This window comes from Flavobacterium dankookense, from assembly GCF_004362665.1.
GTDB lineage: Bacteria > Bacteroidota > Bacteroidia > Flavobacteriales > Flavobacteriaceae > Flavobacterium > Flavobacterium dankookense.
The window spans coordinates 160,028-186,039 of sequence record NZ_SNXR01000015.1; the positions used below are offsets into that span (position 1 = coordinate 160,028).

Annotated in this window: 20 protein-coding genes and 1 tRNA gene; 13 read left to right on the forward strand and 8 right to left on the reverse strand. The window is 32.6% G+C overall.

Annotated elements, in window-relative coordinates; genetic code table 11:
* Window positions 1-43: 43 nt before the first annotated feature.
* The 3 genes from BC748_RS11030 to bglX are packed head-to-tail and all read left to right on the forward strand — an operon-like array spanning window position 44 to window position 4,806.
* The gene (locus BC748_RS11030) at window positions 44-1,147 is read left to right on the forward strand and encodes an SGNH/GDSL hydrolase family protein (protein WP_133533552.1); all 1,104 of its coding nucleotides are present in this window, start codon (window positions 44-46) and stop codon (window positions 1,145-1,147) included.
* On the forward strand, window positions 1,140-2,513 hold the full coding sequence (locus BC748_RS11035) for a sialate O-acetylesterase (RefSeq protein ID WP_133533553.1): 1,374 nt from the start codon (window positions 1,140-1,142) through the stop codon (window positions 2,511-2,513). Before BC748_RS11030 ends, BC748_RS11035 begins: the two co-directional genes overlap by 8 nt.
* A 7-nt stretch (window positions 2,514-2,520) precedes the next feature.
* Window positions 2,521-4,806 (forward strand): beta-glucosidase BglX, encoded by a 2,286-nt coding sequence (bglX, locus tag BC748_RS11040; RefSeq protein WP_133533554.1) that lies wholly within the window; start codon window positions 2,521-2,523, stop codon window positions 4,804-4,806.
* Between the two features lie 52 nt (window positions 4,807-4,858).
* Here the strand turns inward: bglX and BC748_RS11045 are convergent, their stop codons facing one another.
* Genes BC748_RS11045 through BC748_RS11080 form a run of 8 tightly spaced genes read right to left on the reverse strand, consistent with a single transcriptional unit; the run spans window position 4,859 to window position 14,474 of the window.
* The gene (locus BC748_RS11045) at window positions 4,859-5,407 is read right to left on the reverse strand and encodes an outer membrane beta-barrel protein (protein WP_133533555.1); all 549 of its coding nucleotides are present in this window, start codon (window positions 5,405-5,407) and stop codon (window positions 4,859-4,861) included.
* A gap of 6 nt (window positions 5,408-5,413) precedes the next feature.
* Window positions 5,414-6,688 (reverse strand): glycoside hydrolase 5 family protein, encoded by a 1,275-nt coding sequence (locus BC748_RS11050; protein WP_133533556.1) that lies wholly within the window; start codon window positions 6,686-6,688, stop codon window positions 5,414-5,416.
* Window positions 6,689-6,695: 7 nt separating this feature from the next.
* Window positions 6,696-7,913, reverse strand: coding sequence for a glycoside hydrolase family 26 protein (locus BC748_RS11055; protein WP_133533557.1), 1,218 nt, complete (start codon window positions 7,911-7,913; stop codon window positions 6,696-6,698).
* Window positions 7,914-7,939: 26 nt separating this feature from the next.
* On the reverse strand, window positions 7,940-8,974 hold the full coding sequence (locus tag BC748_RS11060; RefSeq protein WP_162846453.1) for a carbohydrate binding domain-containing protein: 1,035 nt from the start codon (window positions 8,972-8,974) through the stop codon (window positions 7,940-7,942).
* A gap of 2 nt (window positions 8,975-8,976) precedes the next feature.
* Complete coding sequence (locus BC748_RS11065; RefSeq protein WP_133533559.1) at window positions 8,977-10,161, reverse strand: AGE family epimerase/isomerase; 1,185 nt, start codon at window positions 10,159-10,161, stop codon at window positions 8,977-8,979.
* A gap of 15 nt (window positions 10,162-10,176) precedes the next feature.
* The gene (locus tag BC748_RS11070; protein ID WP_133533560.1) at window positions 10,177-11,364 is read right to left on the reverse strand and encodes a glycoside hydrolase family 130 protein; all 1,188 of its coding nucleotides are present in this window, start codon (window positions 11,362-11,364) and stop codon (window positions 10,177-10,179) included.
* 18 nt (window positions 11,365-11,382) lie between these two features.
* A complete protein-coding gene (locus BC748_RS11075; RefSeq protein WP_133533561.1) occupies window positions 11,383-13,308 on the reverse strand; it encodes a sodium:solute symporter family protein in 1,926 nt (641 codons plus the stop codon).
* Between the two features lie 29 nt (window positions 13,309-13,337).
* Complete coding sequence (locus BC748_RS11080; protein WP_133533562.1) at window positions 13,338-14,474, reverse strand: glycoside hydrolase family 26 protein; 1,137 nt, start codon at window positions 14,472-14,474, stop codon at window positions 13,338-13,340.
* A gap of 210 nt (window positions 14,475-14,684) precedes the next feature.
* Between BC748_RS11080 and BC748_RS11085 the strand changes: the two genes are divergently transcribed.
* The 10 genes from BC748_RS11085 to era all read left to right on the forward strand — a co-directional run bounded on the left by BC748_RS11085 (window position 14,685) and on the right by era (window position 25,866).
* Window positions 14,685-15,563, forward strand: coding sequence for an AraC family transcriptional regulator (locus BC748_RS11085; protein ID WP_133533563.1), 879 nt, complete (start codon window positions 14,685-14,687; stop codon window positions 15,561-15,563).
* 243 nt (window positions 15,564-15,806) lie between these two features.
* Window positions 15,807-18,989, forward strand: a complete 3,183-nt coding sequence (locus BC748_RS11090) for a SusC/RagA family TonB-linked outer membrane protein (RefSeq protein ID WP_133533564.1) — start codon at window positions 15,807-15,809, stop codon at window positions 18,987-18,989.
* 12 nt (window positions 18,990-19,001) lie between these two features.
* Window positions 19,002-20,591 carry a RagB/SusD family nutrient uptake outer membrane protein gene (locus BC748_RS11095; protein ID WP_133533565.1) on the forward strand — a complete coding sequence of 530 codons (1,590 nt, stop codon included), beginning with the start codon at window positions 19,002-19,004 and terminating at the stop codon, window positions 20,589-20,591.
* A 15-nt stretch (window positions 20,592-20,606) separates the two neighbouring features.
* A complete protein-coding gene (locus BC748_RS11100; RefSeq protein WP_133533566.1) occupies window positions 20,607-21,662 on the forward strand; it encodes an IPT/TIG domain-containing protein in 1,056 nt (351 codons plus the stop codon).
* A 74-nt stretch (window positions 21,663-21,736) separates the two neighbouring features.
* Window positions 21,737-22,969, forward strand: a complete 1,233-nt coding sequence (locus BC748_RS11105) for a glycoside hydrolase family 27 protein (RefSeq protein WP_133533567.1) — start codon at window positions 21,737-21,739, stop codon at window positions 22,967-22,969.
* Between the two features lie 6 nt (window positions 22,970-22,975).
* Entirely contained in the window at window positions 22,976-23,932 is a 957-nt protein-coding gene (locus BC748_RS11110) for a glycoside hydrolase family 5 protein (protein ID WP_133533568.1), read from the forward strand.
* A gap of 58 nt (window positions 23,933-23,990) precedes the next feature.
* Window positions 23,991-24,063, forward strand: a tRNA-Met gene (locus BC748_RS11115).
* A gap of 19 nt (window positions 24,064-24,082) precedes the next feature.
* Window positions 24,083-24,361, forward strand: a complete 279-nt coding sequence (locus tag BC748_RS11120) for a GIY-YIG nuclease family protein (protein WP_246014036.1) — start codon at window positions 24,083-24,085, stop codon at window positions 24,359-24,361.
* Between the two features lie 110 nt (window positions 24,362-24,471).
* Window positions 24,472-24,918, forward strand: a complete 447-nt coding sequence (locus tag BC748_RS11125) for a KTSC domain-containing protein (protein WP_133533569.1) — start codon at window positions 24,472-24,474, stop codon at window positions 24,916-24,918.
* 63 nt (window positions 24,919-24,981) lie between these two features.
* Window positions 24,982-25,866: a GTPase Era gene (gene era, locus BC748_RS11130; RefSeq protein WP_133533570.1), complete on the forward strand. Its 885-nt coding sequence runs from the start codon at window positions 24,982-24,984 to the stop codon at window positions 25,864-25,866.
* The last annotated feature ends 146 nt before the right edge of the window (window positions 25,867-26,012 follow it).

Sequence of the window (26,012 nt, forward strand, 5' to 3'; positions counted from 1 at the left end):
ATCGTAAATGGTCTATTTTTACAAGTACTAATTTTGAAAAACAATGAAATTAAAAACAATTTTAATTTTTTATACATTACTAATAGTTCAATTAGCTTTTTCTATTGAGAATGAATTTAATACAGATAAATCAAAGAACAACTTTATTTTCAGAGGAAGAGTTGAGCAAGTTTCAATTAATAGTGCTTTCTTAATTTCCTCAGCTTCATCAGTAACTTTTTCATTCAAAGGAACATCAACCGATTATTATTTAAGCACTAATGATTCTTTTGAACATGATAATTATTTTGTTCTAGAACTTGACGGTCAATATAAAGGCAGATATATCATTAAACCCGGAAACGCACAAAAATTTTCAGTAGAAAGTAGCGATGCAAATGTTCATGTAGTTACCATTTATAAAGCAACCGAAGCTGCAAATGGAACTATTTTTTTTGATGGAACAAAGACTAAAAATATCGTTCCAACATCTATTCAAACGAAAAGGAAAATTGAATTTATTGGCGATTCCATCACTTGCGGAATGGGAAATGATTTGTCAATTCCGTGTCATACTAATCACTGGTTTGACCAACACAATGCTTATTTGGCTTACGGTCCAGTTTTGAGTAGAAAATTAGGTGTAGATTTTCTTCTAAGTTCTATTTCTGGAAACGGAATGTACCGCAACTGGAATTCAGAAAATAGCGAAGAAACTGTTTTGCCAGATGTTTATAATAATTTGTACCAAAACAAAGACAATTCAAAACCGTTTTCAACTGATTTTCAGCCCAATTTAGTAAGTATTTGTCTCGGAACAAATGACCTTTCTGATGGAGATGGAAAAAAGCCAAGATTGCCTTTCAACAAGGAAAAATACATTTCAAACTATATTGATTTTGTTAAAAACATCTATAAGCGTTATCCAAATACTAGAATTGTTTTGCTCAATAGTCCGATGGTTTCTGGCGAAAAAAATACACTTTTAGTTTCTTGTTTAAAAGAAGTGATTGCTGCTTTTAAAGACGATAAAGCACATAAACCAATTGGACTTTTTGAGTTTAAAGAAATGAAACCAAAAGGATGTGATTATCATCCTGATGCTGAAGATCATAAAGTGATTGCAGCTCAAATGGTAGACTATTTTAAACAATTATTAAATGAATAAGAACTTACTTTTTATACTAGTAATGATTTTTTCCAATGCAATTTGGGCAAATGTCTCGTTACCAAATATTTTTTCAGACAATATGGTTTTACAGCGAAACTCCGAAATAAAAATTTGGGGTTGGGGAAATCCAAAAGAAGAAATAAAAATTACACCAAGTTGGAACAATCAAGAATATAAAGTAACAACAGATAGTTATGCTAATTGGCAAATTACAATTCCAACACCAAAAGAAGGCGGACCATTTTCTGTAACATTCAAAGGTTATAATGAAGTAGTTCTAAAAAATATTTTAATTGGAGAAGTTTGGCTTTGTTCAGGTCAATCCAATATGGAAATGTCAGCCAGTTGGGGAATTGAAAACGGTGACGAAGAAGTAAAAAATGCCAATTTTCCTAACATCCGATTTTTTACTGTTCCAAAACTTACAGCTACAACGCCACAAAATAATCTGCTTGGAAATTGGACAGAATGTACATCTGAAACAATGAAAAATTTCAGTGCTGTAGCATATTTTTTTGCCAAGCGATTGCAAAATGATTTAAAAAATGTTCCAATCGGATTGATTTCTTCCAATTGGGGTGGAACTTCTGCGGAAGTTTGGATGCCAGAAAGTGTTTTTAAAAAAGAACCAGAATTATTAAATGCTATTTCAGATAAAAAGCCTAATGAATATTGTCCTATCGAAGCATCAATTGCTTTTAATGCCATGATACATCCGTTTGTAGGTTATAAAATCGCAGGAACGATTTGGTATCAAGGTGAAAGCAATGTAGGTTCGACTATTTATGATAAAACTTTTGCAAGTTTAATTTCTTCTTGGAGAACACTTTGGAAAGAAGATTTTCCTTTTTATTATGTACAAATTGCACCATATCAATATGGCGAAAATCATTTTGGTGGAGCAGAAGTTAGAGATTTTCAAAGACGAACGTTGCAACTTCCAAAAACAGCAATGGTTGTAACTTCTGATATTTCGCCTACAGATGATATTCATCCTAAAGATAAAAAATCGGTTGGAATACGTTTAGCTAATTTAGCATTGAACAATCATTACAAAATAAGAAATGAATTAGTAAACGGTCCACTTTTTAAAGATTTTAAAATTGAAAAAAATATAGTTTTAGTAAATTTTGATTATTCAGACGGATTGTATTTTAAAGATAAAAAAAATAATCAATTTGAAATTGCTGGAGCTGATGGTGTTTTTTTTCAAGCCAAAGCTGTAATCAAAAATAATCAAGTTATTTTGCAATCAAGTAAAGTAAAAAATCCAACAAAAGTGCGTTTCGCTTGGGCAAACACAGCGCAATCGCAACTTTTTAATAAAGCCAATTTGCCAGCATCAACATTCATTTTAGAATAAAACAATTATGAAAATAAAAACAATTTCAATACTTACGCTTTTTGCAATCACAACTATGAACGCACAAAATAAAGCCCATTTAGATAAAACAAAGCCAATAGAAGAACGCATTGATTTGTTGATGAAACAAATGACTTTGGAAGAAAAAGTGGGACAAATGAACCAATACAACGGTTTTTGGGAAGTAACTGGTCCTGCGCCAAAAGGTGGAACAGCCGAATTAAAATATGAACATTTAAGAAAAGGTTGGGTTGGTTCAATGTTGACCGTTCGTGGTGTTAATCAAGTTCGTGCTGTGCAAAAAATAGCGGTAGAACAAACGCGATTGGGAATTCCATTAATTATTGGTTTTGACGTTATTCACGGTTATAAAACATTAAGTCCAATTCCTTTGGCGGAAGCGGCAAGTTGGGATTTAGCAGCCATAAAAAAATCGGCACAAGTAGCAGCAGCCGAAGCATCAGCATCAGGAATTAACTGGACATTTGGACCAATGGTTGACATTTCTCGCGAAGCACGCTGGGGAAGAGTTATGGAAGGCGCTGGCGAAGATCCATTTCTTGGAAGCAAAATCGCAGAGGCTAGAGTGAGAGGTTTTCAAGGCGATTCTTTTGGAGATTTAGCAAAAGTGAATACGATTGCAGCTTGCGCCAAACATTTTGCAGCTTACGGTTTCTCAGAATCGGGAAAAGAATATAATACAGTTGATATTGGAAATGCAACGCTTTACAACACGGTTTTGCCACCATTTAAAGCCGCAAAAGATGCTGGAGTTCGAACGTTCATGAATTCATTTAACATTTTGAATGGAATTCCGGCAACGGGAAATAAATTTTTACAACGCGATATTTTAAAAGGAAAATGGAATTTCAACGGTTATGTTATTACGGATTGGGCTTCGATTAGAGAAATGATCAATCACGGTTTTGCAGCTGATGGAAAAGAAGCATCACAACGAGCTGTTGAAGCTGGAGCTGATATGGATATGGAATCGCATCTTTATGTAGCCGAATTAGTGAATTTGGTCAAAGAAGGAAAAGTTGATATAAAATTAATTGACGACTCTGTTCGAAGAATTCTTAGAGTAAAATTTGAGTTAGGACTTTTCGACAATCCATTTTTATATTGTGACGAAAAAAGAGAAAAAGAAACTGTTGGAAGCAAAGCCAATAATGATGCCGTTTTAGACATGGCAAAAAAATCAATTGTCTTGTTGAAAAATGAAAGAAATCTACTTCCGTTGAAAAAATCGGGACAAAAAATCGCACTCATTGGTGCCTTGGCAAAAGATAAAACAAGTCCTTTAGGAAGTTGGCGAATTGCTGCTGAAGATAATTCGGCAGTATCAGTTTTGGAAGGAATGCAGCAATATAAAGACAATCAATTAACCTATGAAAAAGGAGCAGATTTGACTGTTGGACCAACGACTTTTACAGCGGAATTGGTTTTCAACACAACCGACAAATCGGGTTTTGAAGCAGCCAAAAAAGCTGCAGCTTCTGCTGATGTTGTGGTAATGGTTTTGGGCGAACATGGTTTTCAAAGTGGAGAAGCAAGAAGCAGAACAAGTCTTGATTTGCCTGGAGTTCAACAAGAATTATTAGAAGAAATTTATAAAGTAAATCCAAATATTGTATTGGTTTTAAATAATGGTCGTCCGTTGGCTTTGCCTTGGGCAGCTGAAAAAATTCCAGCCATTGTTGAAGCATGGCAATTGGGAACACAAACTGGAAATGCATTAGCTCAAGTACTTTATGGAGATTATAACCCAAGTGGAAAATTGCCAATGAGTTTTCCGAGAAATGTTGGTCAATGTCCAATTTATTATAATTTTCACAACACTGGAAGACCAACAAATTCTGAAGGAAATGTCTTTTGGTCACATTACACCGATGTTGAAAAAACACCACAGTTTCCTTTTGGATTTGGCTTGAGTTACACCACTTTTGAATACAAAAATTTGAAATTGGATAAAGCAACTTATGCAAAAGGCGAAAAAGTAAATGTTTCGGTTGAACTTACTAATACTGGAAATTTTGAAGGAAAAGAAGTCGTTCAGCTTTATATCAGAGATATTACAGCAAGTTTATCGCGACCTGTGAAAGAATTAAAAGGATTTGAATTAGTAGAATTGAAAAAAGGAGAAACCAAAACCATTCGTTTTACATTAACCGAAAATGAACTTGGATTTTTTGATAATGAAGGAAACTATTTGGTTGAACCTGGAACTTTTAAAGTCTTTGTTGGAACAAATTCTGATGAAGTAAAAGAAACAGCATTTGTTTTAAAGTAATATTGTTTGTTTTTAGTAAAAAGGGTTGGGGATTTTATTTTCAACCCTTTTTTTATTTTTCTAAATGTATTTGGAAACCAATTCCAACTGTTAAATTATTAGATTTTACATCTGAATTAAATTTTGATGAATCATAATTAAGCGAGAGTTCGAGAGCAACGCTACTATTAAAAAAAATTGCTGAACCTCCTTTAATAGTATATCCGGTACTATTATTTGATCCTCCTGAATCGCTTTTACCTTTACTAAAACTATAATTCGTTTGTAAAAAAGGGTTAATCATTTTATCAGTTTTTCTAAAGTAATATCTAATAAAAGGTGATAAACTATAACCTTGACTATTATTGTTACTACCAGAAGGATTTGAAAAACTAAAACTCACACTAGTTCCAACTGTAAGATTATTTGCAATAAAATAGCCTAAATTTGGAGAAATAGTTAATGCACTACCTGTTTGAGTTATTTCTGTATTATTGTTTTCAAATGTACTTTTGTAATTTGTAAAGTTTCCACTTCCACCAACCATCCAATTTCCTTTGGTTATTTGTGCATTGGTAGTTAAAGTTATTAATAGTATCAAAAATTGGATTAAATATTTCATAAAGTATTATTTATTCCACTTTTGATTATACTTTTTCATCATGTCTAAAGTTTCTTTTTCACTAGAAAAAACAGAGTTTAAACCTTGTGGTTCTTGTGGCGGATCAGTTGTGTAATCATCGCCTTTTTTCCATTTTCCGTCTTTTGGATTGTTTTTTCCAATTCCAGCATAACCCCAAAAATTCAAGGCAACAAACGGTTCGTTATTGGTGATTGCATCATCCAACCGTTTAAAAACGGCATTGTAAAATTGATTTCTAAATTCGGAGGAAGCGTTTCTATCCAAACTTTCGTGATTTCTTGGATAACCAAACTCCTCTAGAACAATAGGTTTGTTCAATTCTTTGGCTACAATGATGTGCTCATTGATGTATTCAATTGTTTTTTGAATGGCAATTGGTGTTGAACCTTTTTCGTCTTCCATTTTATACCAACCCCAATTTTTTGGCCAAATGTGCATTGTTACATAATCAATGTTTTTGTTGGTATGTGTTCTTTTAAAAGCTGCCAAATCATCGTTTGAACCTGCTTTTCCTTCGGAACCAGTTGTAATTAAATGGTTTTTGTCTAAATTATCCATATAATCCACAACATCGTTTAACCAAATGGTAAATGCCTTTTCATTTTCTTTAGTGAAAATTCTCGGTTCGTTAGCAACTTCCCAAGCCATAATGGTTGTATCGTTGGTATATTTTTCGTTGGTAATTGAATTAGTACGGTTTATAATAAATTGAATGTGTTTTTTGAACGAATCCATACACGGTTTACAACTATGAAACTGCGATGTATAACTCATGAATTGTGGCCAAGTATTTGGAGCGATATTCGGGTTTGGAACTTCACCATAACCATTCCATTCCAGATATTTTGCCATTCCGCCAGACCATTCCCAATTGTTATTCAAATATAAAATAGCAGTTAAGTCGCGCTTTTTCATCTCTGATAAAAGAAAATCCAAACCTTCAAGAAGTTCTAGATTGTATTTTCCTTGTTCGGTTTGCAATGCTTCTCTAACGGTAAAATCTTGATTTCCACCTTCGGCACCAACAAGCACTCTGAGGTTCGAAATTCCATTAGATTGTAATTCGTCAAGTTCTCTTAGTAAACGTTCTCGATTGCCACTTTTTGCTCCCAAAAGCGCACCATACCAATAGTTGGTTCCAACAAAATGATACGGTTTTCCCTCTTTAATGAATTTATTGTCTTTTACCGAAATGTATTTTTGTGAACTGCAAGAAGTTGTAAAAGCAATTATGAAAGCTAAAAGAATTGTTTTTTTCATATTAAAATTAATTAGGTAAAGCATACATGTTTGGTAATGTGTTTTGCAAAACAGATTTAGGCTTGATTACAAAACTATTGAAATCAGCAGCATTCGGCGATGAAGGTGTAGGCACATAATAACCACCATTTCCGTTTGCCCAAAACATGACAAATGCCATTTGAACATTATTTTTGGTTAATGCATCGTATAAATAAGTTGAAAACCAATTTTGAATAGCAGGTGTAGTATTGGTTACACGATATCCAGTTTCGGTTAAAGCCGCTATTTTCTTTTTTGAAATTGCTAAATCTGATAAATATTTGAGCTTATTATTAGCATTATTAGAACCATTTGCTCCTTGATTATTAAAATCACCATAATTATCCATGCCCAATACATCAACATATTCATCACCTGGATATCGGCTTAAATAACCTGCAGAACTCGTATAGGTATTATCTGGAGAAAATGAATATAAAATATTGTGTACATTTTTTGTGTTTTTCAAATAATCAACTGTAAATCTGTATACAGTTTTGTATTCTTCGGGAGAACAATAATTTGCACCCCACCAAAACCAGCTTCCATCGAATTCATGAAAAGGACGAAAAATGATTGGAATTAATTTATTATTGGCATCTTTTAGATTTGAAACTACCGATGCTACTTTGTCTAATTTTGTTTTATACCAATCATGTTTTGCTCCACCAGGCATAATGCTTCTAAATGCAGTGCTTTTTTGTTCGTCAGTCATGTCTTCTGCATAAAAACTATTTTCGTTATTCGGTTCGCGTAAATGCCAACAAAAGATATTAATCATTCCTTTACTGTAGGCATCTTTAGTGTCTTGAATAATTTTATTTTCTTGACCTACAAACCAATTATTTGATGGATTGTCTTTGTCTGTAATAAACATAAAATCTGAACCTAGCAGTGCAGGATCATTTCCAGTAGTTTTTTTAATATCCGAATTACCACTCGCTCCATAAAAAGCATTAAAAGCATCTTGGTGACCAATTGCAAACTTAGTTTGAGATAATTTTCTCAAATTATAGAACAAAGCAACGGTTTCATTTGTTGCATTTTGGTCAACCATAAAACTTCTAACATTTTGTGGTGTAACAGGATCGACAACAATTCCTGGAGTAACAACATCTGGTTCGTCATTAGTAGCATTGTCTTTTGAGCACGAAATCAGCACTAAAATCGCTGACATGAGAATAGGAATAAAAATTTTTTTCATAGCATTTTTATTTTTTTTTTAGATATCTAGTCGAAATTCACCTTAACATCATCAGCATATAATATTCCAGATGCAAAACCGAGCGCAATCATTATGCGGTATTTTTTTGTGTCTTTTGGCAACGGAAATGTTTTGGTGTAAAATGTCCAGTCGGTAGTTCCAGTTACAAATGTGACACTTTGATCATTTCCAGTTTTATCAGTTCCGTTGGAAGTGAATTCAACGTTAAGTAATCCGTTGTTCCAACTATCTTTTCCTTGAACAATGTTATCTGATTTTAACCAACCTGAAATGGTTATTGAAGTTACATTTTCTGGAACATCGGCAATTTGATCCATTCCATTCCAATCAAAAGTGGTAGATTTTAATACTAATGCTGATTTTCCTTCTTTGAAAATTTCGGTTGAAACAGTTGTATTTCCTCGCCATGAAGTAACTCCGTTTTCAAAATTTCCGTTCGTTAATTCGATAGGTTTTGCTTGATAACTTCCTGAAATTACTGTAGGCATTCGTTTGGCATTTTCTGCTTCTTGAATTTTGTTTAATTCTTCCTGAGTGATTGCAATTGCTTTAATTTCGTCAAATAAAATCGTTCCATTGGTTTGACCAAGTGCTAACATAATTCTCAATTTTGAAACTGAAGCAGGAACTTTAATTGTTTTTTGATAAAAAATCCAAGGTGTTGTTCCTAAAACTGCAGCAATATTTTCATTCTGAAAACCTTTTCCACCAGCGTTTAAAAATTCGATGTCAAATTTTCCTGTGTTCCAATCATTTTGACCTTTTTCAATAGCATCCGATTTTATCCAACCGCTTAATTCTATAGCAGCAGTATTTTTTGGAATATTGAAAACTTGATCAATTGCTTGCCACTCGGCTCCGACATATTGTGTGATTATGGCGCTGTTTTTTCCAGATTTTTTATCAAAAGTTGATAATTTGGCAACATCGCCACGCCAATTATTTAATTCCATTTCAAATCCACCGTTAAGAACAAGATTTTTTTGAGCAAACGAATTAATGCTCAATATTGCTACTAGTAATGGAATTATTTTTTTCATCATTATAATCTTTTGATTAATTCGATACAAGCACGAGAATTATGATAGGGACATTTCCAAAAGCCAGCTTTGTCTTTTTTAATTGGAGAATAATCTTGATTAATTCCCCAAATCCATTCGCCATTTTCTTTGTCTAAAATATATTTTTCGATGAATTCAAAGTTCTTTTCGGCTATTTCGAGAAACTCTTGTTCTTGAGTAAGTTGATAAGCATTAACCATTCCAATTAAAAGTTCCGATTGTGGCCACCAATGTTTTTCGGCAATTAATTTATTTTCTTTTGGATCAAATTCATACCATAAACCACCATCAATATCAATTCCTACTTTTGTAACTTTTGCAATTTCTACAGCATATTTTTTATATTTTTCAATCAAATCGTTGTCTTCAATTACTTCGGCACACCATTGTAATAACCATGCGGCTTCAATATCATGACCATAGGAAATAACATCTGGTTTTTCGATCCAGTTTTCGTCAAAAAACAGTTTCAAATGCCAGGTTTTTTTGTCGATAAAATAAACATCGATAACGTGAAGAATTTTTGCAATTTTGAATTTTAAATCTACATTTTCCCATACACTGTAAAGATTTGCATAGGCTTCAGCAATGTGAAGATGCGTGTTCATGGTTTTTTTTTCGTTGGCATCTTTTTCGCTTAAACGCAAATCTTCGATAGGTTGCCAATCTCTTGTAAAGGCTTCAAAATAACCTTCTTTTAGATTGTCATAGCTGTGAAGTTCTATTTTTTTGTATAAATCAATAGCTAAGTCTAATGCTTTTTTGTCTTTACTAATTTTGTAATATTCGGTTAAACCATAAATGGTAAAGGCTATTGCATAAATTTGATTTTTGGTTTCTCGTGGACTTCCATCGGCATTTATACTCCAAAAAATTCCACCAAATTGGCTATCGTAAAAATTAGAAACAATATAATCGAAAGCTCTTTTTGCTAAAGATTTATGCTTTTCATTATTGGTAATTTCATATGCAGCCGAAAACGACCATAATATTCTAGCATGAAGCACCGAACCTTTTGGGGCATCAAAATTTTTATAATTTTTATAATCAATTTCGCCGATAAATCCACCATTTTTATTGTCAATGGTTTCAAAACTCCAATAGTTTAGAATTTCAAACAACTCTGATTTTGCAAGTGATTTTAAGGTGTCGATTTGGGTTTCCACTTTGTGTAATCTTGATTATTTTATATTATTATTTTTGTCGATTAAGTCAATTATAGTTTGAACAGAACCAAATGAAGTAAACGAATCTTCGGGCGAATTACAAACGTAATCAACTAATTTTTCAACAGACGAAACGGCAACATGCATTCGTGTATCTGAAGAAGCGTAATAAATAAAAACAGTTCCGTTTTCATCAGCAATCCAGCCGTTTGAGAACAAAACATTGGAAACATCGCCAATTCTTTCATCGTTTTCAGGAGCCATGAAATGTCCGGCAGGTTTGTGAGTTACTTTTGAAATATCATTCAAATCGGTCATGAACATATACAAAGTATAACGCAATCCTGCAGCAGTATTTCTAACGCCATGAGCAAGATGTAGCCAACCTTTTGCTGTTTTTATTGGCGCTGGGCCAAGACCATTTTTTAATTCATAAACAGTATGATAGGTTTTTCCATAGATGATTTTTTCGTTTTCAACTAACGGATTTTCCATATTTGTAATGTATCCTAATCCAATTCCGCCTCCATTTCCAACATCGATAAAACCATCTTGTGGACGTGTGTAAACGGCATATTTTCCGTTAACAAACTCTGGATGAATCACTACATTTCGTTGTTGTCCTGTGTTTGAAATTAAATCAGGAAGACGTTCAAAATGGATTAAATCTTTGGTTCTAACTATTCCAGCATTAGCTATTGCTGAACTCGTGTCGCCTTTTGGAGCGTTTGGATCTTTTCTTTCGGTACAAAAAATTCCATAAATCCATCCATCTTCATGCTTAACCAAGCGCATATCATAAACATTAGTATCGGGATTGTTTTCAATCTGTGGAATAATACAAGGTTTGTCCCAAAATTCGAAATTATCAATTCCATTTGGACTTTCCGCAATAGCAAAAAATGATTTTCTATCGTTTCCTTCTACGCGTAGGCAAAGAATGTATTTGTTGTTCCATTTCATTGCGCCTGCATTAAATGTAGCATTGAAACCAATTCGTTCCAAACCATTAGGATTAGTATCAGCATTTAAATCGTATCGCCAGTGTAATGGAACGTGATTGCTGGTTACAACAGGATTTTGATAACGTTGATAAATGCCGTTATTTTCTGCTTTTGGTTCGTTTTTTGTTTGAATTAGCTTTTGATAAGATTGCAAAAGAGTATCATAATTGGCAATCTTTTTTACATTTTCAGTAATCATATTTCTATTTAAAAAAATTTAATAATCAGTTAATCGTTTCCACCAAGTTTTTCTCATAATCAATACAATTACAAAGAATAAGGCTAATACAATTCCAAGTGAAGTCCATTTTGAAAGGATCAAATACATTGGAAGTAGTGTCAGTAAGATTTGTCCAGAAATGCCTAAAAAGACATTCAGCATATTGGTTTTGAAATTTTTATTTTTCTCAATGGTTGGTTCTGTTAGTGCAATTTCGTCGTGAATAGGTTTCCAAAATCCCCAAGGTCTGACATCTTTGTAGAATTTGATTAAGGTTTCTTTGTTTGTAGCTGGTGCAGCATAAGAACCAAGAATACAAGCGATTAATTGGATAATTATGAAAACTGGGAAGAAATAAAGCATTCGAGTTCCGTCAAAATAATTAGTGATTCCTGTAACTGAAAGTGTTGGCGGAATAGCACTGGCAATAATTCCAAACAGCATTCCATAGAAATATCCATTAGCATTAAATCGCCACCAATACCATTTTAGAACGTTGGCGCAAACAAATCCACCATACAAACCAGCGGTTATAATATTGAAAATCATGTTTACATCTTTTATCAAAAGACCTAAACCAATTCCTAGAATAACCATCACAATTCCAGAAAGATATCCCATGTTGATTACTTGTTTTCTATCAGCATTTGGGTTGAAATATTTTAGATAGATATCGTTAACAATATACGCTTGACCGGCATTTAAAGTTCCTGAAAAGTTACTCATAAAAGCACCAAGAAATCCTGCTAAAACCAATCCAACTAAACCTGTTGGCAAGTATTTATTTATTACTGCCGGCATGATGCTTTCAAAATTTATTCCGTCAGTATGATGTGAAAGTGCTAAATCTTTGAAAAATAAAATTCCTAAAACACACAATCCCATTACCATGAAATAACGAATAGGTAATAAAATAATAGAGATAAAACCACTCATTTTACTGGCTTCTTCAGGCGATTTTGTACTTAATATTTTTTGACAATCATAGTTTGGTGCTGGACCAGCTAACGATTTTAGAACTCCAGAAAAGAACATCATGCTTACAATGGCTGAGAACAATTTGTAACCATCGCTTTCTAGTTTTTTGGTAGCTTCAGGTAAAATGGTATCCCAATTTAATCCTAATTCTTTACCGAATAATGGATTGTCCCAACCTAATGGCATTCGGTCCGTAATTATAATTCCAGACTCAGCAAGATGTTGCATGGCAATGGTTCCAACGAATAATGAACAGATAATCATAATCATGTATTTGATGAAATCAGCCAATACAATTCCGTGCATTCCTCCAATGATACTGTAGAAAGTTGCCACAATACAAATACTTACACCATAGAATTGAGCAGTTGTGTTTTTTGCCTCAATCAAAGCCGTAGCATATTCGGGAGAATTTATTGGTAATGAATCTAGATTGTAATCAAGGAAAGGAATTACGTCTTTTACAACTTCGTAAGGAATAAAAATTTCTAAAAATTCACCGACACCAACAAATGCATAAGCCATGTAGCCAACACAAAGCATTAATGCGAAAATAACAACAATAGCATGACTTTGTTTAACTCCTTTGTCCGACAATCCAAATCGGGTTCCAAGCCACTCAGCTCCTGTTGTAGCATTACTTCTTCGAAGCCATTTGCTTAAGAAAACCATTAGGAAAACTTGATTGAAAACTGGCCACATCCATGGAATCCAAACACTTTTAAAGCCATACAGAAAAGCCATACTTACTAAAAGCATTGTTCCCGAAATGTCAAACATATCGCTGGCATCGCTTAATCCTAGCATATACCAAGGTAGTTTTTTTCCACCCATTAAGTAATTGTCTTTGCTTCGTTTGGCTTTGTTTTTCATCACAATTCCAATGACAATCATCATTAAAAAATAGAGCGCAATAATGGTTAAATCTATAGCTGAAAGTCTCATTAATTATTATTTTGGTAAGTTTTTAATGTTTATTTGTATAAGTTAAATTTAGAAACGTCTTTCTGAAAAAGTGTTTTTTCTAGATTGTAAAAATCGATAAAATCTTTTTCGTTAGGATGACCTTTAAATGGAACATAGTAGTGCATTTTTTTTTCGCTTTCTTGCCAACCGTGGTTTCTCCATGCCAAAACAAAAGATATTTTGTAGTTTCCGATGGATTCTATTAAAGTTTTTGTCCAGAATTTGTCATAAGGAATTTGCTCATAACCTGTTTCTGCGAAGGCAATTAACTTGTTTTGTTCTTTTGCGATTTCGTCCATAATTCCAAATAATTTAAAATTATTTTCTACAAACGAATTGTCTTTTGTTGGATCAGTATATAGGTAATTATCAAAACTTAATATATCAACATAGTCTTCGCCTGGATAATATTCAAGAAATTCTTCGCGAGATTTCACCATCGATGTGTTGTAAACGTAAATCAAATTATGAACACCTTTTGACTTATAATAATCTACAGTAAATTTCCATACTTCTTTGAATTGCTCTGGCGTTCCGTTGTTTTTACACCACCAAAACCAATTTCCTGTAAGCTCGTGAAACGGTCTAAAAAGAATAGGAACTTTTTTGCCATCTTTCCCTTTTATTGAATTAAAAAAAACAATTGAGTTGTCTAGCCATTTTTTATATAATTCATGTTTGGAACCATTTGGAAGAATGGATGCGAAAGAATTTGGAGTAATATCCCAAGCATTTTTACCAGTAAACGGATTGTCCATGTGCCAACTGATGGTGTTAACTCCATTCCTATCGTAGATTTCGCCAATCCATCTTTTCATTTTGTCAAATGGAACGCCGTCAATATCATTTGGAGAATTGTGTTCAGTTCCACCTAAATCCCAACCATAAATTGCTGGATGATCGCCAGTAACGTCTTTTATATCACTTCTTCCTTCTTCATATTTCCAGTTGACACCATAAGCTAATACATCTTGCTGACCAAACATGACTCCTTTTTCTTGAAGAGTAAACAAATTTTTATAAAGATTGATTGTTTCTGCTGTTGCCTCTTTGTCGCATAAAAGTTTGTTATTCGATGAAATCTTTTGAGATTGACATGAAAAAATAGTTAGCAAACAAAAACTATATAATAGGTGTTTTTTCATCACTATATGAATTGATTTTCAATTATTTCTGTTTTGATAATAAGTTGTTTTTTTGATAAGACTTGAATTTTATTTCGAAATAATTTACAATTTCATAAAAATACAATCTAAAAATTTAATATTCTTCAAATATACTTTTGATAATTTACTTGACATGATATTATTTTATCATTTTTATATCTTATAATTGCATTAAAATTAATTAAATTTATGAAAAATATCTCTAAAATTCACAGAGAAATTACTCCATTATCAATGGAAGACAGTTTTTTGGTCTTCGATAGAGTAAAAGATAACTTTGATTTCCCAATTCATTATCATCCAGAATATGAAATAAATTTCATTCAAAATGGAAAAGGAGTTAAGCGAGTCGTTGGTGATCATATTGAAGAAATCGATGATATTGAGTTGGTTTTAGTTGGTCCAAATTTATATCATGGTTGGGAATTGCATAAGTGTAAAAACAAAAAAATTCATGAAATAACGATTCAGTTCCATAATGATTTGTTTACTGATTCTTTATTATCAAGAAGAATTATGGCTTCCATAAAAGATATGTTTAATAGGTCAATTCACGGTATATTATTTTCTAAAAAGACCGCAAATGAGTTGGCTGAACGAATAATTAAACTTTCGAGATTGGATGGAATGGATTATTTTTTAGAGGTGATTTCTATTCTTCAAGATATGGCTAACTCCCGTAATCAGAGAATTTTATCAACATATACTGTAGATTATGATAAGTTCGAAGATGATGATAAAATGAAAGTTGTGTATGAGTATGTACAGAAAAATTTTTCGGAAAAAATAACTTTAGATGATGTTTCAAAAGTAGCATTGATGAGTCCGGTTTCATTTAATAGATTTATAAAAAAGCGAACAGGAAAAACATTTGTGAATTACTTAAATGACATTCGAGTTGGTTATGCTGCAAGATGGTTGGTAGAAAAAGATTCTAGTATTTCTGAAATTGCTTTTAAGACCGGTTTTAATAATATAGCTAATTTTAATCGAATATTTAAAAGTTTAAAAAAGACTACACCAAGTCAATATAGGGATGAGTTTTATGGAATAAAAAGAATTCTGTAAAGTAGTTCTTCTCAATAATACTATAGTTAAACTCATGCTAATATAATTTTATCATTTTTAATAAAAATAGTTACGAAATCGATAGAGAAAATAATAGTAACATTTGATAAAATAATATTAACAAATACTTAACAACAAGTATAAATTTGTTATTGTCAAAAAATAAACAGTAAAAATAGTAATACTGAAAAATTAATGTTTATTTTTTAAATTATTAACAATCTTAACTAACTAACAAAAATTATGAGGGATTTACTTTTTTATCTCGATCGATTTGAGGGTAAGAGACATAAGTTTTTACTTTTGTTTTTTTTATGCTCAATTTCAATTTTAAATGCACAAACTAAGGTTTCAGGAGTTGTTTCAGATTCAAAGGGATTAACACTTCCGGGAGTTAACGTTACTGTAAAAGGTTCTAATGATGGTGTTTCTACAGATTTTGATGGAAAATACCAGATTGATATTCCTGCAAATTCTACCTTGGTATTCAGTTTTATTGGTTTTACTACTCAAGAAGTTGTTGTAGGTTCAAAAACTACCATTAATATTAAATTATCTGAAAGTTCAAATGAACTAGATGAAGTTGTAGTAATTGGGTATGGAACACAAAAGAAAGGTGATGTTAACGGTTCAATATCTTCTGTAAAAGCAAAAGATTTGCAGGATTTAAAGCAAGTTAATATTGACCAAATGTTACAAGGAAAAGCTGCGGGTGTTAGTGTTACTAGTAATAACGGACAGCCAGGAAGTGCCGTTTCTATTAGAGTTAGAGGTACAACTTCTATTAGTGGAACCAATGAACCTTTATATATAATTGATGGAGTTCCAGTTTCAGGTGATGCAACGGGAATAGCAACTGGTGGAAGACCAATTGCTGGAAATGATTTTTCTGCAAATGGTGGAAGTGGTAATAATGCAGTAAGTCCATTATCAACTATTAATCCTAATGATGTTGAGTCTATAGATATTTTGAAAGATGCTTCTGCAACTGCTATTTATGGTTCAAGAGGTGCAAATGGTGTTATCATAATTACTACAAAATCAGGAAGAAAAGGTAATGGTAAAATTACATACGAAGGATTTACATCGGTTCAATCTATATATAAAGATTTGGATGTAATGAACTTAAGACAATATGCTATTCATCAAAATGAGTTGGCCTCTTTATTCGGGACTGAGTTAAGACCAGAATTTGCACATCCAGAATTATTAGGAAATGGAACAGATTGGCAAGATGCGGTATACAGAACAGCTGCAACCAATAGTCACCAAGTTTCTTTTTCTGCCGCAAAAGACGGTACAAACTATTATTTATCGGGAGGTTTTCTTGATCAGGAAGGAATTCTTTTAGGTTCAGGTTTGAAAAGATATACAATGCGTTTGAATTTAGATTCTAAAGTTAAAGATTGGCTAAAGGTTGGAGCTAATTTAAATACTGGTATAACAAACGAAAATATTACAATTAATCAAAGTTTTACTGGTTTGATTTCTAATACTTTATTGCAAGCTCCAGATATTCCTGTTAGAAATATTGATGGATCATATGCAACAGCTCCATTGAATGCAAACTTTACAACTTATTTTAATCCAGTTGCAGAAGCTCTTACTAAAGATAGTAAATTGATAAGAAAAAACTTTTTAGGAAATGTATATGCTGAAATGAGTTTAGCAAAAGGATTAAAGTATAGAATTGAACTTGGAGCTAATACAGAGTTTTCTGAAAATACCGAGTTCAGACCTTCATCAGAGCCTTTGCGAAATGCTGTTGCAGATTTGAATGAAAGAAGACAGAACTGGTATTCAACGAATTTAAAAAACTTATTAACTTACGATTTTAGTTTAGGTGAGAAAAATAAGTTTACACTTTTAGCGGGACAAGAAGCTAATGATAGTCATTGGGAAGGAATTATAGCTAGTGCACAAGGATTTCAAACCAATGATATTTATGGATTAAATTTATCTGATCCTGATAACAGAATTGTAGATAGCTATAAAGGTAGTCAATCAATTTCTTCGCTTTTTGGTCGTTTTATTTATGATTTTGATAATAAATACAACATCTCAGCTTCAATCAGACAAGACGTTTCTTCTAAATTTGATCCAACAACTGATAACCAAAAAGGAGTATTTGGTGGAGTAGCTGCATCTTGGAAATTGTCTAGTGAGAAATTTATGGAAAATACGCGTAAATATATAGACAACATAAAACTTAGATTAGGTTACGGGGAAACTGGAAATCAACAAATTCCTAATAATGCCTATAGTGCTTTACTTGGTCAACAAAATTCTGGTCTTGGTGCTGGATTCTTACCTTCAAATTTTCCAAATCCTGCTTTAACTTGGGAGTCGCTAAATCAAACCAATTTTGGACTTGATTTTACTCTACTAGACTCAAGGTTTTCATTTAGTTTGGATTTATATAAAAAAGTATCGGAAGGATTTTTATTTCAAGTACCATTGCCTTTATACTTAACAGGTGGCGGTGGACAATATGGTGGTATTTCTGCTCCATTTTCAAATTTAGGAGAAATGGAAAACAGAGGTTATGATATTACAGTTGGATATACTACAAAAGGAGGTAAAGATTTTTCTTGGAATTCAACACTTGTATTTTCACATTATAAAAATGAATTAACTGAACTTGTAAGTGGTTTATCATTAATCACAGAAATTAACACAAATGGATATTTACCTGTATCTGCAACAAATACAGTAGTAGGAAATCCAATAGGTCTTTTCTATGGATACCAAACAGATGGTATTTTTAATAGTTTAGATGATTTGAATGCCGCTCCACTTCAATTTGGACAAACGGTTGGAACTGCTTCCGGACAAACTTATTTGGGAGATTACAAATATAAAGATGTTAATAATGACGGTGTTGTGGATACAAACGACAGAACTTTTATTGGTAACCCACATCCGGATTTCACATTTGGATTTACAAACAATTTTAAATACAAAAACTTTGATTTGTCAATATTTCTTCAAGGTTCTTATGGAAATGATATTTTGAATTTAACAAGAAGAAGTGGTACAGCCAACTCAATATTAGGTCAAAATTTATTTGTTGAATCGGCAAACTATTGGACACCAACAAACACTAATACTGATATTCCAAGACCTATAAATCTTGAAAACAACACTAACTATAACATTTCTGACCGATATGTTGAAGATGGTTCTTATTTAAGAGTTCAAAATCTAACTTTTGGTTATAATTTACCTCAAGATTTAATTTCTGTTATTAAAATGTCTCGTGTGAGATTATATGCTAGTGTACAAAATCTATACACTTTTACAAAATATTCAGGATATGATCCAGAAATAGGTTCTTTTAATCAAAGTCCACTTTTATCAGGAATTGATAATGGTAGATATCCATCACCAAGAACTTATTCTTTTGGAATTAATGTAGAATTTTAAAAAAAAATGAAAATGAAAAAAATTATTAACACTTACAAGTTGTTTTTAGTAGCAACTCTTTTCTTAACGCTGGGTTCATGTGAAGATGAATTTACAAACAGACCTCCAGAAGATGGAATAAGCTTAGATGCTTACTATAGTTCAAACGAACAAGTAGCAAGTGCTACTAATGGAATGTACAGTAGAACCTGGTTTCAATTTGAAAACAAATTTATGTGGGCAGTTTCTGAAGTTGGTTCGGGAAATATGTATACAGGTTCTGCTGATGTAAATGCAATGAGAACATTTGCTATAAACGGAAGCGATACCGAATTAGTGAATGGATGGAGTTCAATGTGGGCAAATGTTGCACAAGCTAATGCTATTATCAACTTTTTATCTTCAAGAGTTGGACCAGCAGTTGATGAAGACGTATTACAGAATACTATTGGACAAGCTTATTTCATGAGAGCAACAGCCTACTTTTATTTAGTTAGACTTTGGGGTCCAGTTCCGATTATAGAAAATAATCTTAATTACACTTCATCTCCAGTCATTAATACAAATAGAGTTGAAGATATTTATACCTTAATTGAAAGAGATTATCTTGCTGCAATTGATCGTTTGTATGAAAAAAACAGAGGAACAAATTATGCTGAAAATGGTAGAATTTCCAAAGGTTCTGCTAAAGCAATGTTAGCTAAAGTATACCTGTATGGAAAAAAATATGCTGAAGCTAAACAAATGGCTGAAGAAGTAATCAGTAGTGGTGAATTCAAACTTTATGGCGGACCATCATTGCCTTCTAAAACCTATGCTGACATATTTACTTATGGTAACAACAACAATGAGGAGTCAATTTTTGCTTTTCAATGGAAAACGGATGGAAGATATGGTTCTGGAAATAATTGTAATACACAATTCGGAATTAGTACTCCACAAATTACTACTTCAAATGCTTCATATGGAGGCGTTTTCGCTCCATCCCAAGATTTAATGGCAGCTTATGAACCAGGCGATTTAAGAAGAAAAGCGACAATAATGCTTCCGGGCGACTCTTATCCTGAGGTTAAAGTTCTATTGGCTGGCGGAGCATTTGGTACATTAACTGTTCCTGCCGCAGATCAAATTGGAGGTCAAAATGCTGGAGCTGCCATAAAAAAATACTGTATTGGCATAGTAAACGGAGCAAATACTGGTCAAGTAGATGAATGGGGAATGATGGAAAATGTGACTTACATTATGCGTTATGCGGAATTATTACTTATACATGCAGAAGCAACACTAGCTGGTGGTGGAAGTACTTCTGATGCTGGAGCATTAGCATCATTTAATGCAGTTAGAAATAGAGCTGGATTATCTTCTCTTTCCTCAATAACTTTTAATGACATCTTCAAAGAAAGAAGATTAGAGTTAGCATTTGAAGGTGACTATTGGTTTGATTTGGGTAGATTGCCAAGAGCGCAAGCCATTTCAATTATGGCAGCACAAAACAGAGGAAATAGATTTGCTGCCGAGTATTATACTCCTGAAGAGGGTGATTTCTTATTGCCTTATCCTGACAATGATGTTGCTAAAAACCCAAAATTATTGGAGCCTCCAGTTCCTTATGATTTTAATTAAAAAAAACATATAGATATGAAAAATTTTAAAATTAAATATTTGTTTCACTTTTTACTATTAACATCAATAGTAACTAGTTTTATTTCATGCTCTGATGATGATAACTCCTCTCAAGGTGCTGCTCCAGTTATTGAAAGCGTTAGCGCAGCGGTAGATATTGATGGAAATCCTGTAGAATTAACTCCAACAACAATAGGTTTTGCAGACAATGTATATATCATTCAAGGTTCTGGATTTAAAACCGTTCAAAAAGTTTTCTTTAACGATACTGATACTTATTTTAATCCAACATTGGTTACTGATAATACAATTATTGTAACAATTGATAGAGACACACCTTATGCAAATGCTTCAAATGAATTACGTGTAGAAACATTAAACGGAATTGCAACTTTTGATTTTGTTGTTGCACCACCAGCACCATTAGTAACTAGTTTTAATTCTATAAATGCTAATGACGGTGATACTATAACTGTATATGGTTCTTTCTTTTTAGATCCAACGGTAACTTTTGGAACGACTCCAGCAACCGTAGTTTCTAATACGTTAACTGAAATTGAAGTCATTGTTCCAGCGGGTTCTTTTCATAAGTATGTTACAGTAACCACAATTTCAGGTTCTAGTACAAGTTCTCAAGCAGTTGGGACTGCAATTTATGATGATGTTGCCGCATCATTTGTAGAAAATTATTTAGGACCATGGGATGGAAGTGGTTTTGTTCCAAATACAGAATTTAAAGTACAAGGAGAGAGTTCTATTGAAGCAAATTATTCTGGTTATACCGGATTTAAATTTCCTATGTATGGCGCATCTCCTTCAACAACAGGTTATAGAGGTATTCGCGTTTCGTTAAGAAGCACAAAAGAAACAGGGAAATTTAAAGTTGTCTTAAATAATAATTATGGCGCTGGGAAAGAAGTTTCTTTTACGAACCAATGGACTACTTTTGTTATACCTTTTTCCGAGTTAGGTGGAGCTCCAGCTACGATAAACGAAATTGTTTTTCAAGAATTTAACAATGGTGGTGGCGACAAACTTTACATTGATGATGTAGGTTTTGTATTAAATTAAAAAATTGAGTTTGGTTATAATTTTTTTGCAGAAACCCTGAATGCTAAATCAGGGTTTCTTTTTATCTTTTTTTTATGAAAAAAATAACAATATCTATTACAGTTTTTTCCTTTTCTATAATTGCTTTTGGTCAAGGAAATACACACAAACAAGAAACTGGAAAGTTTGAAGGTTTAGCCAATACGCCGCCTATGGGTTGGAATTCTTGGAACACTTTTGAAACTCATATCGATGAAAAATTGGTCAAAGAAACTGCCGATATTATGGTCGCTTCAGGCATGAAAGATGCGGGTTACTCTTATATTGTTCTTGATGATGGGTGGATGACAAGAGAACGCGATAAAAACGGAGATTTAGTTCCCGATCCAGTAAAATTTCCATCTGGAATGAAAGCTCTTGTTGATTATGTTCACTCAAAAGGATTAAAATTTGGATTGTACAATTGTGCCGGAACAAAAACTTGCGCAGGTTATCCAGGATCGCGTGGTTATGAATATCAAGACGCTCGATTTTATGCTAGTTTAAATATTGATTTTTTAAAATATGATTGGTGTAATACCGAAGGAATTAATGCAAAAGAAGCCTATACAACCATGAGTAATGCCCTGAAAACAGCTGGAAAACCAATTGTCTTTAGCTTATGCGAATGGGGTGACAATCAACCTTGGAATTGGGGGAAACCAATTGGAAATTTATGGAGAATTTCTGGAGACATTAGTCCGTGTTTTGATTGTGAAGACAATCACGGAACATGGTCTTCTTGGGGTTTTATGAAAATTATTGACATGCGAAAAGACATCCGTAAATTTTCTGGACCTGATCATTGGAACGATTTTGACATGATGGAAGTTGGAAACGGAATGACTTTGGCCGAAGATAAATCGCATTTTGCCATGTGGGCAATGATGGCGTCACCGTTAATTGCTGGAAACGATTTTAGAAAAATGTCAAAAGAGACATTGTCAATTTTAACCAATAAAGAATTGATTGCAGTTAACCAGGATAAACTAGGAATTCAAGGATTTAAATATGCTGATGAAAATGGATTAGAAACTTGGGTAAAACCATTATCTGATGGTAACTGGACAATAACGTTCTTAAATAGAAGCAATGTTGCAAAAAAAGTTAATTTCGATTGGAATAAAAATACAATTAAAGATGCCGATTTTGGACATGAATTAAATCCATCAAAAGAAGTTTATAAACTAAAAGACTTATGGAAAAATAAAGAAGTTGGAACAACAAAAAAAGCATTTATTTCAGATATTGCTCCACATGATGTCATTACTTTAAAAATCTATAAATAAATCATTATGAAAATAAAAATTATCATTTTATCTCTACTGTTTTCAGTTTTTTCAAATGCGCAATTTGTTAAAAACCATGGACAGTTAAAAGTAGAAGGCACTCAATTAGTTGACCAAAATAATAAGCCAATTATGCTTCGCGGTATGAGTTATGGTTGGCACACTTTCTGGCCAAGATTTTATAACAAAGAATCTGTTAAATGGTTAAAAAATGATTTTAAATGTAATGTGGTTCGTGCTGCAATGGGAATAGAACAAGGTGATAGCTGTTATATAAAGCAACCTGAATTTTCAAAGAGAAAAGTAAAAGCGGTTATTGATGGTGCAATTAAAAACGATATTTATGTAATCGTAGATTGGCACAGTCACAACATCAATTTAAAAGAAGCAAAAATATTTTTTGATGAAATTTCAAAAGAATATGCCGGATTTCCAAATATTATTTATGAGATTTTCAATGAGCCTGATGATGAAACTTGGGAACAAGTAAAAGCTTATTCGGAGGAAATCATTAAAGTAATTCGAAAGAATGATAAAAAAAATATCATTTTAGTTGGTTGTCCAAGATGGGATCAAGACATTCATTTGCCAGCAGCAAATCCTATAAAAGGTTTTGATAATTTGATGTATACGGTGCATTTTTATGCTGCAACTCACGAAAAATGGTTGCGAGACAAAACAGATGAAGCCTTAAAAACAGGTTTGCCAATTTTTGTTTCAGAATCAGCTGGAATGGAAGCAACAGGCGATGGTCCTCTGAACATGAAAGCTTGGCAGGAATATATCGATTGGATGGAAGAAAAAAAAATCAGTTGGATTACATGGTCTGTTTCCGATAAAGATGAAACGTGTTCAATTTTAAAAAAATCAGCTAGTTCATTTGGAAATTGGAAAGATGAAGATTTAAAAGAATCGGGTTTGAAAGTCAGAGAATTTCTTAAAAAGTATAACATAGAAAAATAATATTTTGAAAAATAACTTGTAGATATCAATATTCGTTGTATATTTGCACCCGAAACATCGCGGGATAGAGCAGTAGGCAGCTCGTCGGGCTCATAACCCGAAGGTCACAGGTTCGAGTCCTGTTCCCGCTACAAAAAAAGCCATTCAGAAATGAGTGGCTTTATTTATATTGAAATGGATGAGTTTGTTGTATATGTTTTATACTCAAAAGAACATGGTAAAACATACATAGGTTTTACTTCTAATTTGATTGAACGATTTAAATCTCATAATTTTTTGAGTAGTAAAGGTTACACAGTTAAATTTAGACCTTGGGTTGTAATACATTTGGAATATTTCTCATCAAAAACTGAAGCTTTAAAAAGAGAAAGACTCTTAAAAACAGGAAAGGGCAGAGAGTTTGTAAAGGGAATTATTTCCAATTTATAAATTTTTGGGCTCATATCCGCCGCGGCGGACACAGGTTCGAGTCCTGTTCCCGCTACAAAGAAAGTCATTCAGAAATGAGTGGCTTTATTTTTTTACAATAAAACGAATTTATGAAAAGAGTTATTGAGTACAGAAAGTTACTAGAAGTTGACAAAAACGTAACTTTAAAAGAGTTAAAAACCATTTACAGAAACTCGATGAAAGATAATCATCCTGACAAGTTCGTAAATGATGAAGAAGGAAGAAAAAATGCAGAAGAAGTTAGTAAAAACATCATTGCAGCGTATCATTTTTTAGTAAGTATTTCAAATGAAACACTGGAAAAAAATCTACCAGAATATCAAGAAACAACAACAAAATTTAATATTCATGATTTTTATTATGAAAAGCAGACGTTGTTTGTTACCTATTTAAATGGAGTTTCATACGAATATATAGGTGTTCCAAAAAATATTTATGTAAAAATGGTCAATGCTGAATCGCCTAACCGATTTGCTAAAAGACACATTTACGGAAATTTTATTTACAGAAAATCAGGCGAAGGAACTGAAGAGTAGACGATTAACCTTTTTTTAAATAGAAACTTACACTTAGTTAATTAACTTTGTAAAAAAAATAAAATGTCACACAAAGCAGGTTTTGTTAATATAATTGGTAACCCAAATGTCGGGAAATCAACGCTAATGAATGCATTTGTTGGCGAAAGATTATCTATAATTACTTCAAAAGCACAAACAACTCGTCACCGAATCTTAGGAATTGTAAATGGTGATGACTTTCAAGTTGTTTTGTCCGATACGCCAGGAATTATAAAGCCTGCGTATGAAATGCAAAAATCTATGATGGATTTTGTAAAATCTGCCTTTGAAGATGCTGATGTTTTGATTTATATGGTTGAAATAGGTGAAAAAGAATTGAAAGATGAAGATTTTTTTAATAAAATAATTCATTCTAAAATTCCAGTTTTATTGCTTTTGAATAAAATTGATAAATCAAATCAAATCGAATTAGAAGAGCAGATTGATTTGTGGGCAACTAAAGTCCCAAATGCGGAGATTTTTCCAATTTCGGCTCTAGAAAATTTCAACGTAAAAGAGGTTTTTGCCCGAATCTTAGACTTACTTCCTTTATCTGAACCATATTATCCAAAAGATGCGTTGACGGATAAACCAGAGCGTTTTTTTGTAAACGAAACCATTCGTGAAAAAATTCTTTTAAATTATGATAAAGAAATTCCATATGCTGTAGAAATTGAAACAGAAGAATTTCTTGAAGACGAAAAAATCATCCGAATTCGTTCGGTAATTATGGTAGAACGCGATACCCAAAAAGGGATTATTATTGGTCACAAAGGTGCTGCATTGAAAAAAGTGGGAATGCAATCTCGTGAAGATTTAGAAAAGTTTTTTGGAAAACAAATTCACATCGAGTTGTATGTAAAAGTCAATAAAGATTGGAGAAGTAATGCCTATCAACTTAGACGATTTGGGTACAACCAAAAATAATTTACCCAAAAAATTATTTTAAACATTTAAATCTGAAACCTTTAAACAAAAGGTTACCTTTGCAAAAAATTAAAAATAAAAAAGATAGCGATAATTACTTTTATGCTCTATTTCCTAAATCTAATATCTTAAATCTAATAGTTAAT